Below are 17,124 nucleotides of genomic sequence, written 5' to 3' on the forward strand. Positions count from 1 at the left end.
TCGCTCGGGACGAACGGGGAGTGAAGCGTGATGGCGATACCAAATCCGGGCCTGACCGCCTTCCGCCTGCGCTGGTGGACGGCGCTGGTCGTCCTGCTCGCCACCGCCCTCCTCGCGCTGTCCCCGGCCCGCGCGCAGGAATTTCCGAAGTTCACGGGGCTGGTGGTGGATGCCGCCAACATCCTGTCGCCCGCCGACGAAGCCGCGCTAATTACCAAGCTGGAGACGCTCCAGAAGGACACCAACCACCAACTGGTGGTGGCGACCATTCCCGATCTGCAAGGCTATGACATCGCCGATTACGGCTATCAGCTCGGCCGGGCATGGGGCGTGGGCCTGAAGGGCGCCGACAACGGCCTGATCCTGCTGGTCGCGCCCAAGGAGCGCAAGGTGCGGATCGAGGTGGGCTATGGCCTCACCCCCATCGTGACCGACGCGCTCTCCGGCCTCATCATCCGCAACGCCATCACGCCCGAATTCAAGGCGGGCGACATGCCCGCCGGTATCAACGCCGGGGTCGATGCGCTGGCGACGCAGCTGCGCCTGCCCGACGATCAGGCCCGCGCCAAGGCGGCGGCCGCCGCCAAGGAATTCGATTCACAGCGCAAGCGCAGCGCCGGCATGCCCGTCGGCATCATCATCTGGATCGTCATCCTGCTCTTCGTGATCCTGCCGATGTTCCGCGGGCGGCGCGGGCGGCGGCGGAGCGGCGGCGACAGCGGCATCTGGCCCGCGATCGTCATCTGGGACGCGCTGAACGACAGCCGCCATCATGGCGGCGGTAGCTGGGGCGGCGGGGGCGGATCCTCCTCCGGCGGCGACAGCGGTGGCGGCGGAGGTTGGGGTGGCGGCGGCTTCACCGGCGGCGGTGGAGGCTCCTTCGGGGGCGGCGGATCGTCGGGGAGCTGGTGACATGCTGAACGCTCAGGAACAGGCGCGGGTCACGGCCGCCGTCACCGCCGCCGAGGCGCGCACCGATGGCGAGATCGCCACGATCATCGCCGAACGCTCCGACGATTATGGCGACATCGCTACATGGTACGCCGTGCTGGTGCTGTTCCTCGCGCTCGCCGTCGTCGCGGTGTGGCCCGGCCTGCTGGTCTGGTATCGCGGGCTCTTCGCGGGGTGGGAGGCGGAGCTGACCCAGCATGAACTGCTCACCACCCTGCTCGCCATCGCCGCGCTGAAGTTCGGCGCGACCCGGCTGCTGCTCCAATGGTGGCCGCTGCGGCTGGCGCTGGTGCCGGGCATCGTCAAGACGACGCGGGCGCGGGCGGCGGCCTTGCGCGCCTTCCGCGTCGGCACGGAACAGCGCACCGCCGCGCACAATGGCGTGCTGGTCTACCTCTCCGCCGCCGAGCATCGCGCCGAGATCGTCGCCGATCGCGGCATCCACGAGAAGGTCGGCGCCGAGGAATGGGGCGAGGCGATGGCGGCGCTGATCGCGGGCCTCAAGGTCGGCAAGCCGGGCGACGGCATGGTCGCCGCCGTCGAGCGGATCGGCGCGGTGCTGACGACCCACTTCCCCCGCACGGGAGACGACCCCAACGAAATGCCCGACCGGCTGGTGCTGCTGTGAGCGGCGAGCCCGCCCCCGCCCCCCTGCCACCCGACGCGGACGCGCCGATCGAGACGATGTGGGAAGGCCGCTTCATCGTCACGAAGAAGCAGGGCCGCTGGGAATATGTCGGCCGCGCGCGGGGCATCCATGCGGCGGTGATCGTCGCGATCGACCGGTCGGGCGGTGACGGCGACCATATCCTGCTGGTCGAGCAATATCGCGTGCCGCTGCGCCGCCGCTGCCTGGAGCTGCCCGCCGGCCTCGTCGGCGACGACGGCACGCACGAGGCGATCGAGGCCGCCGCCGCGCGCGAGCTGATCGAGGAGACCGGCTACGAAGCGGCGCGGATGGAGGCGATCGGCGAATTCGCCTCGTCGCCGGGCATGGTATCCGAGACCTTCACGCTGGTGCGCGCGCATGATCTGACGAAGATCGGCGCGGGCGGCGGGATCGAGGGCGAGGGCATCGTCGTCCACCGCGTGCCGCTGGCCGAGATCGCGGCCTATATCGAGGCCAAGCGCGCCGAGGGGATGGTGATCGACGTGAAGCTGTTGCTGCTGTTGGGCGCGGCGGTTCTGGGCTGAGCCCCATCCATGCACGGTTGAACCCACCCGGTGCTCCGGCGCAGGCCGGAGCCCAGAGCCCCGCACGCTGCGCCCTGTAACCCTGGGCTCCGGCCTGCGCCGGAGCACGGCGGTTTACTTAATACGCCCGCGCGATCGCGAATTCGACCGCTTCAGTCAGCGCGGCGCGCGCCTTGCCGTGGGGGAAGCGGGCCAGCGAATCGATCGCGAGCTGGCCGTAATGGCGTGCCCGGCCGAGCGTGTCGCGCAGCGCGCCAGTGCTTTCGATCAGCGACTGGGCGTGGGCGAGATCGGCGTCGGAGACGCGGTGGCCCTCCATCGCGTCGCGCCAGAAGCGGCGGTCGGCCTCGTCGCCGCGCGCGTGGGCGAGGATGACGGGGAGGGTGACCTTGCCGTCGCGGAAATCGTCGCCGACGTCCTTGCCCATGGTCGCCTCGTCCGAAACATAGTCGATCGCATCATCGACCAGCTGGAAGGCGATGCCGAGGTTGCGGCCGTAGGCGTCGAGCGCCTCCTCCACCGCATCCTCCTGCTCCGCCACGACCGAGGCGATGCGGCAGGCGGCGGCGAACAAGGCGGCGGTCTTGGCGCCGATGATCTCGAGATAATGCTGCTCGCTGGTCTCCACCTTGCGCTGGGCGGTCAGCTGATCGACCTCGCCCTCGGCGATGACGGCCGACGCGTTGGAGAGGATGCGCAGCACGCGCAGCGAGCCATCCTCGACCATCAGCTCGAACGAGCGGCTGAACAGGAAATCGCCGACCAGCACGCTGGCGGCATTGCCCCAGATGAGGTTGGCGGTGCGCTTGCCGCGCCGCATCCCCGATCCGTCTACCACATCGTCGTGCAGCAGGGTGGCGGTGTGGATGAATTCGACGCAGGCGGCCAGCTTGTGGTGGCGATTGCCCTGATAATCGAGCAGCCGGGCGCAGGCGAGCGTGAGCATCGGCCGCATCCGCTTGCCGCCGCCCGCGATCAGGTGGCCGGCCAGCTCCGGGATCAGCGACACCTGGCTCTGCATCCGCGCGAGGATGACGGCGTTGACCGCGTTCATGTCCTGCGCGACCAGATCGACGATCGGTTTCAGCGAAGGCTCGCGCGCGGTGGGCAGGCGGGTGACGTTGTTGCCGGTGGAGGACATGGCCGGGCTTTGGTCGCTCGGCGGGCGAAAGGCAAGCATCGCGCGCGTGCTCCATCGCCGGGGTTGCACGGGCCGCCCCAAGCCCACACAAGCGTCCCCCAAGATCAGGGATTCGAGGGACAGACCATGAGCGACGCGCGGCTTTCCGGCTACCGGCAGAGCATCGATAATATCGATGCGGCGCTCGTGTTCCTGCTCGCCGAGCGGTTCAAGGTGACGCAGGCGGTGGGCGCCTACAAGGCCGAGGCCGGCCTCCCCCCCGCCGATCCCGGCCGCGAGCAGACCCAGATCGCCCGGCTGCGCGATCTGGCGCACACCGCCAACCTCGATCCCGATTTCACCGAAGCCTTCATGCGCTTCATCATCGACGAGGTGATCCGCCACCACGAGCGGGTCCGCAACGGAGCCTGATCGCGATGGGCGCCGACGAACAATATCTCGACCTGATCCGCCGCGTGCTGGCGGACGGCGACGAGCGGCGCGACCGCACCGGCGTCGGCACGCTCTCGATATTCGGGGCGATGACCCGGTTCGATCTGTCGGACGGGATCGTGCCGATCCTCACCACCAAGCGCGTCTATTGGAAGACGGCGGTGCGCGAGATGCTGTGGTTCCTGACCGGCGGCACCAACATCCGCGAATTGCTTCAGGTGGGCGTCACCATCTGGAGCGACTGGCCGCTGGCGTATTACCGCAAGCAAACCGGCGAGCCGATCGCGCAGGCCGATTTCGAGGCGCGGATCGTAGCCGATGCCGATTTCGCGGCGCGCTGGGGCGAACTCGGCCCCGTCTATGGCAAGCAATGGCGCCGCTGGCTGGGTGCCGACGGGCGCGAACACGACCAGATCGCCACGCTGGTGGAGACGCTGCGCACCAATCCCGCGAGCCGGCGGATGCTGTTCCACGCTTGGAACGTGGCCGAGCTGGAGGGGATGGCGCTGCCGCCATGCCACATGGTCTATCAATTCCACGTCACGTCGAAGGGGCGGCTCAACTGCCTGCTGCTCCAGCGATCGGCCGATCTGCTGCTGGGCGCGCCGTTCAACTGGACGGGGGCGGCGGCGCTGCTGCTGATGCTGGCGCAGCAGGCCGATCTGGCGCCGGGCGAGCTGGTGTGGGTCGGCGGCGACGTCCACCTCTACAGCAACCATCTGGAGCAGGCGCGCGAGCAGCTGACCCGCGATCCCCGCCCCGCCCCGACGATGCGGCTGGCGCGGCGGCCGGACAGTATCGACGGCTATCGGATCGAGGATTTCGTTGTCGAGGGCTACGCCCCGCACGCGCCGATCAAGGCCGAGGTGGCGGTGTGAGCGTGCCCGAACTCGTCCTCTACGTCGCCCGATCGGACAACAATATGATCGGCAAGGATGGCGGCCTGCCGTGGCGGCTGCCCGGCGACCTCAAGCATTTCAAGAAGCGCACCATGGGCAAGCCGATGCTGATGGGCCGCAAGACCTTCGAGAGCCTGCCCGGCCTGTTGCCGGGCCGGCGCCACATCGTGCTGACCCGCGATGCGGGCTGGCGCGCGGAAGGGGCCGAGCCGGTCGGGTCGATCGCGGAGGCGATCGCGGCGGCGGGCGATGTGGCGGAGATCGCGGTGATCGGCGGGGCGGAGATCTACCGGTTGGCGCTGCCGCTGGCCAAGAAGATCGAACTGACCGAGGTGCATCGCGTGGTGGATGGCGACACCAGAATGCCGCCGCTGGGCACCGGCTGGCGGGTCGAGGCGCGCGAGATGGGCGGCGAGGATTTCGATTTCGTGACGCTGGTGCGGGATTGAACACCAACGCTTCGTCATTGCGAGCAAGCGACGCAATCCAGTTCCGACGGTTGTGCCAGGCGGACAGGCTGGATTGCTTCGCTTGCGCTCGCAATGACAGACTTTGATATTTTGCAGGCGGTCGATGCCTGAAAGGACCAGACCATGAAGCTCCCCGCCCTCGCTTTCCTGCTGGCCTCCACCCCGCTCGCCGCCGCCCCACCGGCGGTGGACCCCGCCCGCCTCGCCGAAACCGTGAAGATCCTCGCCTCTGACGCGTTCGAGGGGCGTGGCCCCGGTACGCCCGGCGAGACCAAGACGATCGACTATCTCGTCGGCCGCTTCAAGGCGCTCGGCCTGCAACCCGCCGGTGACAAGGGCGGGTGGACGCAGGCGGTGCCGCTGGTGCGCACCCAGCTCGGCACGCCCGAGACGCTCGCGGCCGGCGGCAAGGCGCTCGCGATGGGCAAGGATATCTACGCCACCACCGTCCGCCCGATCGACCGGGTCGCCATCGCCGCGGCCCCCATGGTATTCGTCGGCTATGGCGTCAGCGCGCCCGAGAAACAGTGGGACGATTTCAAGGGCGTCGATCTCAAGGGCAAGGTCGCCGTCTTCCTCATCAACGATCCCGATTATGATGCCGCCGCCGACGAGCCGGTCGCGGGCCGCTTCAGCGGCAAGGCGATGACCTATTATGGCCGCTGGACCTACAAGTACGAGGAGGCTGCCCGGCGCGGGGCGATCGCGGCGCTGATCGTGCATGACATGGGCGCGGGCTATGGCTGGTCCACCGTCGTCGCGGGCGGTGGCGGCAATTACGATCTGCTGCGCGGCGCGGGCGAACGGCAGGGCCTGCCGTTGCAGGGCTGGCTTTCGGGCGAAGCGGCGGGCGCGCTGTTCCAGGCGGCCGGGCTCGATCTGGCGGCGCTGCGCGTCGCGGCGCGCAGGGCGGATTTCCAGCCCGTCGAACTGAAGGGCCAGAGCTTCGACGCGGCCATCCCCGTCAGCCATGAGGTGGTCCAGAGCCACAATGTGCTGGCGAAGCTGCCCGGCACCACCCACGCCGACGAGGCGATCGTCTATGCGGCGCATTGGGACGCCTATGGCCTCGGCACACCCGACGCGGAGAACAAGCGTGTCCGCCCCGGTGCCAACGACGATGCGCTGGGCGTCGCCGCCGTGCTGGAGGCGGCGCGGCTGTTCGTCGCCGGGCCGAAGCCCGCCCGCAGCATCGTCTTCGCCGCCTGGACCGCCGAGGAGCGCGGGTTGCTGGGATCGGAGGCCTATGCCCGCAAGCCGCTGGTGCCGCTGGAAAAGACCGTCGCCAATTTCACCTACGATATCTTCCAGACCGCCGGCCGTGCGCATGACGTGGTGCAGATCGGCGGCGGGCAGAGCGACCTCGACGATGCCCTCGTCGCGGCGGCCAGGGCGCAGGGCCGCACCGTCACGCCCGACGCCAGGCCCGAACGCGGGCTCTTCTACCGCGCCGACCATTTCTCGCTCGCCAAGCGCGGCGTGCCGGTGCTGCTGATGATGGGCATCGGCGGCGGCGCCGATCTGGTGAACGGCGGCCGCGCGGCCGGCGACGCCTGGGTGAAGGATTATACCGACCGCTGCTACCACAAGAGCTGCGACGCCTACGGCGCGGACTGGAATCTCGAAGGCGCGGCGGAGGATACGGCGCTGTTCGTGACGATCGGCCGCGATCTGGCGAACAGCCGCCGCTGGCCGGCGTGGCGCGCCGGGACGGAGTTCAAGGCGCTGCGGGACAAGAGCGCGGCGGCGCGAAAGTAAGAACCGAAATCACCGTTCGTCCCGAGCGAAGTCGAGGGACGTGCCCCAAAACGGTACGTCCAGCCTCGCGTCCCTCGACTTCGCTCGGGACGAACGGTGAGGTGACGTATCAGCTCGCCGCGACGCTGTCCTTCAGCCGCGCGGCATAGCTCTTGCGGAACTTGGCCAGCTTGGGCGCCACCACGACGGTGCAATAGCCGTTGCCGGCGCCTTCGCGGGCGAAATATTCCTGATGATAATCCTCGGCCGGCCACCAGCGCGCCAGCGGCTCGATCGTCGTGACGACGGGCTTCGGCCAATCCTCGCCGGCACGCGCGATCGCGGCCCTGGCCGACGCTTCCTGCTCGGGTGAGTGCGGGAAGATCGCCGAGCGATATTGCGGCCCCACGTCGTTGCCCTGACGGTTCAGCTGGGTGGGATCGTGCAGGTGGAAGAAGATGTCGAGGATCTCGTCATAGCTGATGACGGCCGAATCATAGTCGATCCGCACCGCCTCGGCATGGCCGGTCGTCCCGGAACAGACCTGCTTGTAGGTCGGCGCCTCGACCGATCCGCCGATATAGCCGCTTTCGACCGAGTCCACGCCGACGATGTCGTCGAAGGCCGCCTCGATGCACCAGAAGCATCCACCGGCCAGGGTTGCGGTTTCGGTCGCCATGTCGTTCTCCTTGCGCGCTTTGGCGAAGAGATAGGTCCGCTTCGGCGGAATGCCAGCGTTAGCGACGATCGTTAAAGGACCGGTTCATATTGCGGTGCGACATACTATCGCCTAACCCCCTTAGCCGAAGGCTCATCCCTCCAGATGCCGAGCATCCCCGAGACTATGGTTGATCGACGCACGATGATGGCTTCGGTTCTCCTCTCCACGCTCTTCGGCTGCGCGGCCTCCCCGCCTGCGGCCAAGCCCGCCGATCCGTGGAAGGATTGGAAGAGCCGCTTCGTCCAGCCGGACGGGCGGGTCACCGATACCGGCAACGCCAGCGTCAGCCATTCCGAGGGGCAGGGCTATGGCATGCTGCTGGCCGAAGCCAATGGCGATCGGGTGCTGTTCGACCGGATCTGGGGCTGGACCGACGCGGTGCTGGGCCGGCGCGACGTGCGGCTGTTCTCGTGGCGGTTCGATCCCGCCGGCAAGCCGCCGGTGGCCGACACCAACAACGCGACCGACGGCGACCTGCTGATCGCCTGGGCGCTGCTGCGCGCCGCCAAGCGCTGGGGTGCCGCCAATTACGCCGATCACAGCCGCGCGATCCGCGTGGCGATCGGCACCAGCCTGGTCGTGCCGATCTATGGCCGGATCGTGCTGCTGCCGGGCCTGCAAGGCTTCGTCACGCCGCAGCGGACGACGCTGAACCCGTCCTATTACGTCTGGCCCGCGCTCGACGCCTTCCGCGCCGAGGATCCCGATGGCCCGTGGGGGCTGGTGATCGATCATGGCGAGAAGCTCACGGCGGACGCGCGCTTCGGCTTCGCGTCGCTGCCGACCGACTGGGTCGATCTCGATCCCTCCGGCCCGGTCCACCCGACCGACGGCCGCCCGACCCACTTCGGCTTCGATGCGATCCGGGTGCCGCTCTACCTCACCTGGAGCCGCCGCACCGAACTGGCCGCCCCCTTCCGCACCTATTGGTCGGAAGAGGCGAACTTCACGCCGTGGATCGACGTCTTCTCCGGCCAGCGCGCCACCTTCCCCATGTCGACCGGCGCCAAGGCCGTCGCAAAGGTGACGCTCGGCAATCCGATAGGCGGGACGATCGCGCCCACCGACGATTATTATTCCTCGACCCTCTTCCTCCTCGCCGGCACCGCCTCCAAAGAGGCGCGGCTCGCATGAATCACGGAGAATAGCGAAAATGCGCATTGCGATGATCGGCACCGGCTATGTCGGCCTCGTCTCGGGGGCCTGCTTCTCCGATTTCGGCCATGACGTGATCTGCGTGGACAAGGACGCGGGCAAGATCGCCTCGATCGAGGCCGGCAAGATGCCGATCTACGAGCCGGGGCTGGAAGATCTGGTGTCGTCCAACGTGAAGGCGGGCCGGCTCACCTTCACCACCGATCTCGCCGCCGCTGTGGCCGATGCCGACGCGGTGTTCATCGGCGTCGGTACCCCCTCGCGCCGGGGCGATGGCCATGCCGATCTCTCCTACGTGTTCGCCGCCACGCGCGAGATTGCGGCGGCGGTGAAGAAGCCGGTCGTGATCGTCACCAAATCGACCGTGCCGGTCGGCACCGGCGACGAGGTCGAGCGGATCATCCGCGAGGTGAACCCCGACATCCAGGCGCATGTCGTCTCCAACCCGGAATTCCTGCGCGAAGGTGCCGCGATCGACGATTTCAAGCGGCCCGACCGCATCGTCTGCGGCACCGAGAGCGAGGACGCCAAGGAGGTGATGCGCGAAATCTATCGCCCGCTGTACCTCAACCAGGCGCCCCTGCTGTTCGTCAGCCGCCGCACCAGCGAACTCATCAAATATGCCGCCAACGCCTTCCTCGCGGTGAAGATCACCTTCATCAACGAGATCGCCGATCTGTGCGAGGCGGTGGGCGCCAACGTGCAGGACGTGTCGCGCGGCATCGGCCTCGACAATCGCATCGGTTCCAAATTCCTCCACGCCGGCCCCGGCTATGGCGGGTCGTGCTTCCCGAAGGACACGCTGGCGCTCCTCAAGACTTCCGAGGATTATCAGACGCCGCAGCGGATCGTGGAGGCGACCGTGCAGGTCAACGACAGCCGCAAGCGCGCCATGGGCCGCAAGGTGCTGAAGGCGATGGGCGGCGACGCGCGCGGCAAGACCGTCGCGGTGCTGGGCCTGACCTTCAAGCCCGAGACCGACGACATGCGCGACGCGCCCTCGATCGCGGTGGTGCAGGCCTTGCAGGATGCCGGCGCCAAGATCCGCGCCTACGATCCCGAGGGCATGGAACAGGCCCGGCCGCTGATGCCGGGCGTCGAGATGTGCGACGGCCCCTATGTGGCGGCCGAGGGCGCCAGCGCGCTGGTGATCGTGACCGAGTGGAGCGAGTTCCGCGCGCTCGATCTCAACCGCATGGCGACGGTGATGGCCGAAAAGGTGCTGGTCGACCTGCGCAACATCTATCCCTCGCGTGAGATCGACAAGGCGGGCTTCAGCTATACCGGCGTCGGCCGTTAACGGGAGAAACCGATAGCGGACGCGCGATGATCGACGACGGACAGAAGGGATGCCGGGCATGAAGGTGCTCGTCACCGGCGGGGCCGGCTATATCGGCAGCCACACCGCCAAGCGGCTGGCCGAACATGGCCACACGCCGATCACCTTCGACAATCTGTCCACCGGCCATCGCGCGCTCGCCCGTTTCGGCCCGCTGGTGGTGGGCGACGTGACCGATCCGGCCGCGCTCGACGCCGCCATTTCCGCGCACCGGCCCGAGGCGATCGTCCACTTCGCCGCGCTGTCGCAGGTGGGCGAATCGATGCAGCGGCCGGAGCTGTATTTCCGCAACAATGTCGGCGGGACGGTCGCGCTGGTCGAGGCGGCGCTGCGCGGCAGGATCGGCACGTTCGTCTTTTCCAGCACGGCTGCGACCTATGGCATCCCGAGCCATGTGCCGATCCTGGAAACGCAGGCCGTCCAACCGATCAACCCCTATGGCGAATCCAAGCTCGCCTGCGAGATGCTGCTGCGCAGCGCCTCGGCGGCGCATGGCCTCAGCTGCACGGCGCTGCGCTATTTCAACGCGGCCGGCGCCGATCCGGGCGGGCTGATCGGCGAGGCGCACGATCCCGAAACCCACGCCATTCCCCTGCTGCTGATGGCGGCGGCGGGCAAGCGCGCGGGCTTCGCGATCTTCGGCGACGATTACGACACGCCCGACGGCACCTGCATCCGCGATTATCTCCACGTCACCGATCTGGCCGAAGCCCATGTCCGCGCGCTGACGCTCTCCGGCGCGGCGCGGTTCGAGGCGATCAACCTGGGCACGGGCCATGGCCAGTCGGTGCGCGAGCTGGTCGATGCGGCGCGCGCCGTGACGGGCCGCGACTTCCGCGTCGAGGCCAGGCCACGCCGCGCGGGCGATCCGCCCAGCCTCGTCGCCGATGCCGGCAAGGCGCTCGACCTGCTCGGCTGGAAGGCGGAGCATTCGTCGCTCGACCACATCATGCGCACCGCGTGGGACTGGACCAACGCGCCGGCCAACCCGCTGCACAATCGAGGGTAGGGGGGACGAGGCCGACCCTGCGGCTATCGATCCAGCCGCTTGCCGACGACCATCACGTCGCTCTGCTCATAGCCCAGCCGGCCGTAGAACCCCCGCGCCGCCGCATTGTCCGCGCGGATCATCAGCTGCACCTTGGGCGCGCCTTCGGCCGCCAGCCATGCCTCCGCCGCCGCGACCATCGCGCGGCCCAGACCCTGCCCGCGCCGGTCGTCGGCCACCGCGAGGTAATAGAGCCAGCCGCGATGGCCGTCGAAGCCGGCCATCACCGTCGCCACCAGCCGATCGCCTGTCCCGCCACCATCCTCACGCGCGGCGAGGATGGTGGCGGTGGGGCAGGCCAGCGCGGCGGCGATGTCGGCGCGGGGGTCGTTCCACGGCCGGGTGAGGCCGGCCGCCTGCCACAAGGCGACCGCCGCCTCCGTCTCGGCCGGATCGAGCCGGCCGATCGGGATGCCGGCCGCCGTCACCCCAGCCGGTCGAGCGCGGCGCGCAGCCGCTCGGCTTCGGCGGAGCGATCGGCATGGTCGGCGCGGGCCTTGTCGATCGCCTCGGGCTTGGCCTTTTCGACGAAGCCGGGGTTGGACAGGCGCTTGTCGAGCGCGTCGCGTTCCTTCTCCGCCCCTTCCGCCGCCTTGGCGAGCCGCGCCTTCTCGGCGGCGAGATCGATCACGCCTTCCAAGGGGAGCGCATAGGTTTCGGCGCCGACGATCACCTGCGCGGCGCCCGACCCGGCGAACGCCTCGCGATGCACGCCCGCCAGTCGCGCCATGCGGGTGAGCGCGGCATAATTTCGGTCGAGCCGCGCCTCGGTTTCGGCCGAGGGATCGGCGACGAACAAAGGCAGCTTGGCCCCCGGCGGCACGTTGAGTTCGGCGCGGGCGGCGCGGACTTCGGAAACCAGGCGGATCAGCCAGTCGATCTCCTCCAGCGCGGCCGGATCGATCGCGCGGGCGTCGGCCATCGGCCATTTCGCGACGATCAAATCGTACTCCCGCTCGCCGAGCGCGTGCCACAGCTCTTCGGTGAGGAAGGGCATGAAGGGGTGGAGGATGACGAGGATCTGATCCAGCACCCAGCCCGCCACCGCGCGCGTCTCGGCGGCCTGCGCTTCGTCCGCACCCTCGGCGAAGGAGGGCCCTTCGACTTTGCTCAGGACAGGCTTGATCAGTTCCAGATACCAGTCGCAGAAGCGCGACCAGACGAACTGGTAGATGATGTTGGCGGCCTCGTCGAAGCGCAGGTCGGCCAGCGCCAGATCGAGCGCCTGGATGGTCTTGACTGTCTCGGCCACGATCCAGCGGTTGACCGCGAGGGTCGCGGGCGGCGGCTCCAGCGTGGAGGAGGCGCCGATGCCATTGCCCTGCGCGAAGCGGGCCGCGTTCCACAGCTTGGTCGCGAAGTTGCGATAGCCCTCGACCCGCTTTTCATCGAGCTTGATGTCCCGCCCCTGGCTCTCCATCGCGGACAGCGTGAAGCGCAGCGCGTCGGCGCCGTATTTGTCGATCAGGCCGAGCGGATCGACGGTGTTGCCCTTGGACTTGGACATCTTGGCACCCGTCGCGTCGCGGACGAGGCCGTGGAGGTAGAGCGTGCGGAACGGCACGTCCTTCATGAACTCGATGCCCTGCATGATCATGCGGGCATCCCAGAAGAAGAGGATGTCGAAGCCCGAGATCAGCACGTCGTTGGGATATCGCCCGGTCTCTCGGGGATCCTTATCCGGCCAGCCGAGCGTGCCGAACGGCCAGAGCGCGGAGGAGAACCAGGTGTCGAGGACGTCGGTTTCACGCCAGATCGCAACCTTGTTCTGATTTTCCATCCGCAGCTTTTCGTTGCTGCTAACGGCGCTGTCCCACTCCAGATATTCTTCCTCGCTATCGAGGATAACGAAGTTCTTATCGTCGCCATAATAGGCAGCCAACTGAGTTTGGACATCGTTCACGTCGTTTGCGACGAAGGCGATATCCTCGACAGTGGCACCGAAATTGGAAAGCGCATCCCCTTCGATACGCTTTGGTCCATACCAAGCTGGGATACGGTGTCCCCACCACAATTGGCGCGAGACGCACCATGGCTGGATGTTCTCCAGCCAATTGTAATAGGTCTTCTTCCAGCTTTCGGGCACGACCTTGATCGCGCCGGTCCGCACCGCTTCCAGCGCGGGCTGGGCCAGCGTCTTGGCGTCGACATACCACTGGTCGGTCAGCCACGGCTCGATCACCACGCCCGATCGGTCGCCGTAGGGCGTCTGGATGACGCGATCCTCGACCTTCTCCAGCGCGCCGGCCGCATCGAGCAGCTCGACGATCCGCTTGCGCGCGGCGAAGCGGTCGAGGCCGATCAGTTCGGCCGGGATCAGTCCGTCCGCCGTCTGGCAAATGGCGCCGCCCGCATCGAGCATGTTGAGCATGTCGCCGGCGGCGAAGCCCGCGCGGCGGCCGACCTCGAAATCGTTGAAGTCGTGGCCCGGCGTGATCTTCACCGCGCCCGATCCCAGTTCGGGATCGGCATGCTCGTCCGCCACGATCGGCATTTCGCGGCCGGTGATCGGCAGGCGGACTTTCTTGCCGATCAGCGCGGTATAGCGTTCGTCGGCGGGGTTCACCGCGACGGCCATGTCGGCCAGCATCGTCTCCGGCCGCGTCGTCGCGACCGAGATGGTGCCGGAGCCGTCGGCGAGCGGATAGCTCAGATGCCAGAACTTGCCCTGTATCTCGCGCGTCTCGACCTCAAGGTCGGAGATGGCGGTGCGGAAATGGGGATCCCAGTTCACCAGCCTTTTGTCGCGATACAGCAGCCCGCGTTTGTGCAGCTCGACGAAGACGTGGGCGACGGCCTTCGAGAAGCCCTCGTCCATCGTGAACCGCTCGTTGGCCCAGTCGCACGAGGCGCCCAGCCGGCGGAGCTGGCGGGTGATCTGGCCGCCGCTCTCTTCCTTCCATTGCCACACGCGTTCGAGGAACGCCTCGCGCCCCATGTCGGCGCGCTTCAGCCCCTCGGCGTCGAGCTGGCGCTCGACCACCATCTGCGTGGCGATGCCCGCATGGTCGGTGCCGACCACCCACACCGCATCGCGCCCCTTGAGGCGCGCGTGGCGGACGAGGATGTCCTGCAACGTATTGTCGAGCGCATGGCCGATGTGGAGCGACCCCGTCACGTTGGGCGGCGGGTTGACGATGGTGAAGGGCTCGGCCCCCGGCCGCTCGGCGTGGAACTGGCCGGTGGTTTCCCAATGGGCATACCAGCGCGCCTCGATGGCGGCGGGGTCGAAGGTCTTGTCGATGGTCATGGCGGGCGGAGCCGTAAGCGGTGCGGGGCGGGGGATCAACCTTGGGTGCCTTACAATCCTCCCCTTGCAGGGGAGGTGGCAGCCCGCAGGGCTGACGGAGGGGTGTCGCCCTCTCGATAAGGGGTCACCCCTCCACCACCCTGCGGGTGGTCCCCCTGCCCTTGCAGGGGAGGATCTCTTCAAACCAACACTGGCACGCCGCCCACAAATCTCTATCTACGCGCCTTTGGCCGGGCCTGTCCGGCCCCACGGAGACGTCCCATGCGCGCCGAAGCGCAAGCCCATGTCGACCAGATCAACCAGGCGATGGCTCTGGTCCGCCGCTTCCTCGATTGGGACCGCGCGCTGCGCCGGCTCGACGAGCTGAACAATCGCGTCGAGGATCCCAGGCTCTGGGACGACGCCAAGCAGGCGCAGGCCGTGATGCGCGAGCGGCGCCGGCTGGACGAGGCGGTCGCCGCCGTGCGCGCGATCGAGCAGGAAACGGCCGACACCGTCGAACTGATCGAGATGGCCGATGCCGAAGGCGATGCCGTGCTGGCCGACGAGGGCGTCGAGAGCCTGGGGCAGCTGGCAGAGCGGGCCGAGCGCGACAAGATCACCGCCTTGCTGGCGGGCGAGGCCGACGGCAACAACAGCTATATCGAGGTGAACGCCGGCGCGGGCGGCACCGAGAGCCAGGATTGGGCCTCGATGCTCCAGCGCATGTACCAGCGCTGGGCCGAGCGGCACGGGCTGAAGGTGGAGCTGATCGACTATCACGGCGGCGAGCAGGCGGGCATCAAGTCCGCGACGATGCTGCTGAAGGGCGAGAACGCCTATGGCTATGCCAAGACCGAGAGCGGCGTCCACCGCCTCGTCCGCATCAGCCCCTATGACAGCGCCGCGCGCCGCCACACCAGCTTCGCCAGCGTCTGGGTCTACCCGGAAGTCGATGACAATATCGAGGTGCAGTATAACGAGAGCGACCTGCGCATCGACACCTATCGCGCCTCGGGCGCGGGCGGGCAGCACATCAACACGACCGATTCGGCGGTGCGCATCACGCATATCCCCACCGGCATCGTCGTGCAGTGCCAGAACCAGCGATCGCAGCACAAGAACAAGGCCGAGGCGTACAACCAGCTGCGCGCCCGCCTCTACGAGCGCGAACTGGCCGAGCGCGAAGCCGCCGCCAACGCCACCAACGCCACCAAGACCGACATCGGCTGGGGCCACCAGATCCGCTCCTATGTCCTCCAGCCCTATCAGCTGGTGAAGGATCTGCGGACGGGCGTGACCTCGACCGCGCCGTCCGACGTGCTGGACGGCGATCTCGATCGCTTCATGGCGGCGGCGCTGTCGCAGCGGGTGACGGGCGAGAAGGTCGACGTGGAGGATGTCGAGTGAGAGGCGGCGCAGCCTGCGCGATCGCGGGGCTGATGCTGCTGTCGCTCGGGGCCTGCGCCAAGGCGGAGGCCGAGGGGGAGCGCGAGACCTTTCCCGCGCCCGACCGGCCTGTCTCGGCGATAGTGTCGAACAAATGGGCGACCGAGCAGGCGCGCGACGATCTGGGCGAGGCGCGCGCGGTGATGGACGCGGCGGGCGTGACGCCGGGGATGACGGTGGCCGATCTCGGCGCGGGCGAGGGCTATTATACCGTGCGGCTGGCCGAGCGGGTCGGCGCCCATGGCCGAGTGCTGGCCGAGGATATCGTCCCGGCCTATCGTGATCGGCTGGCCGAGCGGGTCAGCCGCGACAGGCTCGACACTGTCTCGGTGCGGCTGGGGTTGCCGGCCGATCCGCGCCTGCCGCCGGCCTCGTTCGACCGCATCTTCATGATCCACATGTATCATGAGGTGTCGTCGCCCTACGAGTTCCTGTGGCGAACGCGGCCGGCGCTGAAGCCGGAGGGGCAGTTGGTGGTGGTCGATATCGACGAGGCCACCGGGCGCCACGGCACGCCGCCAAAGCTGCTCGATTGCGAGATGGCGGCGGTGGGCTATGCGCGGGTCCGCCATGTGCGGCTGAAGGGGCGCGACGCCTATCTCTCGCTCTACCGCGCCGCCGGCCCGCGCCCGGCACCCGCCGCGATAAAGGCCTGTCGCGCCTGACGATTTCCTTGGCGGTCGGAGCCCGATGCGCCGCTCGGGCGTTCACCCGCCCGACACCAGAGGAGATTTCAGCATGGCCACCACCGCCCCCACCCGCCGCAAGACCCGGACGACCGCCAAGGCCGCCGACACCGGCTTCAGCACCGTGGCCGTCGCGGGCGCGGCTGCCGCCGGGCTGTTCGTGGGCTTCGCCGCGAATTTCGTGCGCAAGGCGATCGTCCAGGCGCCGACCGCGTTGGCGGGCGACTGGGCCGAGGCGCTGGCCGCCGAGCATAAGGCGACGCTCGCCCTGTTCGACAGGATCGAGGAGACCGGCGAGGCGCAGACCTCCAGGCGATCCTTCCTGCTGATGCAGTTGAAGCATGCGCTGGCCAAGCATGCGCTGGAGGAGGAGAATGCGATCTACGCGGCGCTGCGCGACAATGGCCAGACCGAGGAAGCCGACAAGCTCAACGGCGACCACGGCTATGTGAAGCAATATCTCTACGACCTGACGGTGATGGCCAAGGACAGCCCCGCCTGGATCGCCAAGGTCGCCGAATTCCGCCGCCGGCTGGAAACCCACATGCAGGAAGAGGAGCGCGACATCTTCCCGGCTCTGCGCCACTCGCTGAGCGACGAGCAGAACCACGAATTGTTCGTGGCGATGAACAAGGAAGGTTTGAAGATCGCGTAGGCCTTAAGTTCCTCCCCG

At 68.2% G+C, this 17,124-nt stretch carries 17 protein-coding genes; 13 read left to right on the plus strand and 4 right to left on the minus strand.

What is annotated here, in order from left to right; all coding sequences use genetic code 11:
• Nucleotides 1-30: 30 nt before the first annotated feature.
• From PQ455_RS02050 to PQ455_RS02060, 3 genes are read left to right on the plus strand one after another with little or no spacing between them, the layout of a single operon-like run.
• Nucleotides 31-912 carry a TPM domain-containing protein gene (locus PQ455_RS02050; protein ID WP_273688753.1) on the plus strand — a complete coding sequence of 294 codons (882 nt, stop codon included), beginning with the start codon at nt 31-33 and terminating at the stop codon, nt 910-912.
• Between the two features lies 1 nt (nt 913).
• A complete protein-coding gene (locus PQ455_RS02055; RefSeq protein ID WP_273688755.1) occupies nt 914-1,579 on the plus strand; it encodes a TPM domain-containing protein in 666 nt (221 codons plus the stop codon).
• Between the two features lie 56 nt (nt 1,580-1,635).
• Nucleotides 1,636-2,145, plus strand: coding sequence for an NUDIX hydrolase (locus PQ455_RS02060; RefSeq protein WP_273691185.1), 510 nt, complete (start codon nt 1,636-1,638; stop codon nt 2,143-2,145).
• 118 nt (nt 2,146-2,263) lie between these two features.
• Here the strand turns inward: PQ455_RS02060 and PQ455_RS02065 are convergent, their stop codons facing one another.
• Nucleotides 2,264-3,286: a polyprenyl synthetase family protein gene (locus tag PQ455_RS02065; RefSeq protein WP_273691187.1), complete on the minus strand. Its 1,023-nt coding sequence runs from the start codon at nt 3,284-3,286 to the stop codon at nt 2,264-2,266.
• Between the two features lie 126 nt (nt 3,287-3,412).
• On the opposite strand from PQ455_RS02065, the gene PQ455_RS02070 reads away from it, so the two are divergent.
• From PQ455_RS02070 to PQ455_RS02085, 4 genes are all read left to right on the plus strand, one after another.
• On the plus strand, nt 3,413-3,697 hold the full coding sequence (locus PQ455_RS02070) for a chorismate mutase (RefSeq protein WP_273688757.1): 285 nt from the start codon (nt 3,413-3,415) through the stop codon (nt 3,695-3,697).
• 5 nt (nt 3,698-3,702) lie between these two features.
• Complete coding sequence (locus PQ455_RS02075) at nt 3,703-4,596, plus strand: thymidylate synthase (RefSeq protein ID WP_273688759.1); 894 nt, start codon at nt 3,703-3,705, stop codon at nt 4,594-4,596.
• Between the two features lie 44 nt (nt 4,597-4,640).
• Nucleotides 4,641-5,066: a dihydrofolate reductase gene (locus PQ455_RS02080; RefSeq protein WP_420542854.1), complete on the plus strand. Its 426-nt coding sequence runs from the start codon at nt 4,641-4,643 to the stop codon at nt 5,064-5,066.
• Between the two features lie 144 nt (nt 5,067-5,210).
• A complete protein-coding gene (locus PQ455_RS02085; RefSeq protein ID WP_273688763.1) occupies nt 5,211-6,845 on the plus strand; it encodes a M28 family peptidase in 1,635 nt (544 codons plus the stop codon).
• Between the two features lie 109 nt (nt 6,846-6,954).
• Here PQ455_RS02085 and msrA read toward each other — a convergent pair whose 3' ends face one another.
• Nucleotides 6,955-7,503: a peptide-methionine (S)-S-oxide reductase MsrA gene (msrA, locus tag PQ455_RS02090; protein WP_273688764.1), complete on the minus strand. Its 549-nt coding sequence runs from the start codon at nt 7,501-7,503 to the stop codon at nt 6,955-6,957.
• 186 nt (nt 7,504-7,689) lie between these two features.
• Here msrA and PQ455_RS02095 point away from each other — a divergent pair, with 186 nt between their 5' ends.
• From PQ455_RS02095 to galE, 3 genes are read left to right on the plus strand one after another with little or no spacing between them, the layout of a single operon-like run.
• Nucleotides 7,690-8,679 carry a family 8 glycosyl hydrolase gene (locus PQ455_RS02095; protein ID WP_273688765.1) on the plus strand — a complete coding sequence of 330 codons (990 nt, stop codon included), beginning with the start codon at nt 7,690-7,692 and terminating at the stop codon, nt 8,677-8,679.
• Nucleotides 8,680-8,698: 19 nt separating this feature from the next.
• Complete coding sequence (locus PQ455_RS02100; protein ID WP_273688766.1) at nt 8,699-10,000, plus strand: UDP-glucose dehydrogenase family protein; 1,302 nt, start codon at nt 8,699-8,701, stop codon at nt 9,998-10,000.
• Between the two features lie 58 nt (nt 10,001-10,058).
• Nucleotides 10,059-11,048 (plus strand): UDP-glucose 4-epimerase GalE, encoded by a 990-nt coding sequence (gene galE / locus PQ455_RS02105; protein WP_273688767.1) that lies wholly within the window; start codon nt 10,059-10,061, stop codon nt 11,046-11,048.
• Between the two features lie 23 nt (nt 11,049-11,071).
• Here the strand turns inward: galE and PQ455_RS02110 are convergent, their stop codons facing one another.
• A complete protein-coding gene (locus PQ455_RS02110; RefSeq protein WP_273688768.1) occupies nt 11,072-11,515 on the minus strand; it encodes a GNAT family acetyltransferase in 444 nt (147 codons plus the stop codon).
• Nucleotides 11,512-14,337 (minus strand): valine--tRNA ligase, encoded by a 2,826-nt coding sequence (locus PQ455_RS02115; RefSeq protein WP_273688770.1) that lies wholly within the window; start codon nt 14,335-14,337, stop codon nt 11,512-11,514. Before PQ455_RS02115 ends, PQ455_RS02110 begins: the two co-directional genes overlap by 4 nt.
• 261 nt (nt 14,338-14,598) lie before the next feature.
• Between PQ455_RS02115 and prfB the strand changes: the two genes are divergently transcribed.
• From prfB to PQ455_RS02130, 3 genes are all read left to right on the plus strand, one after another.
• Nucleotides 14,599-15,726, plus strand: coding sequence for a peptide chain release factor 2 (gene prfB / locus PQ455_RS02120; RefSeq protein ID WP_273688772.1), 1,128 nt, complete (start codon nt 14,599-14,601; stop codon nt 15,724-15,726).
• 32 nt (nt 15,727-15,758) lie between these two features.
• Nucleotides 15,759-16,430 (plus strand): class I SAM-dependent methyltransferase, encoded by a 672-nt coding sequence (locus PQ455_RS02125; RefSeq protein ID WP_273691189.1) that lies wholly within the window; start codon nt 15,759-15,761, stop codon nt 16,428-16,430.
• A gap of 73 nt (nt 16,431-16,503) precedes the next feature.
• Complete coding sequence (locus tag PQ455_RS02130) at nt 16,504-17,106, plus strand: hemerythrin domain-containing protein (RefSeq protein WP_273688773.1); 603 nt, start codon at nt 16,504-16,506, stop codon at nt 17,104-17,106.
• Nucleotides 17,107-17,124: the final 18 nt, after the last annotated feature.

Source organism: Sphingomonas naphthae, assembly GCF_028607085.1.
Taxonomy (GTDB): domain Bacteria; phylum Pseudomonadota; class Alphaproteobacteria; order Sphingomonadales; family Sphingomonadaceae; genus Sphingomonas_Q; species Sphingomonas_Q naphthae.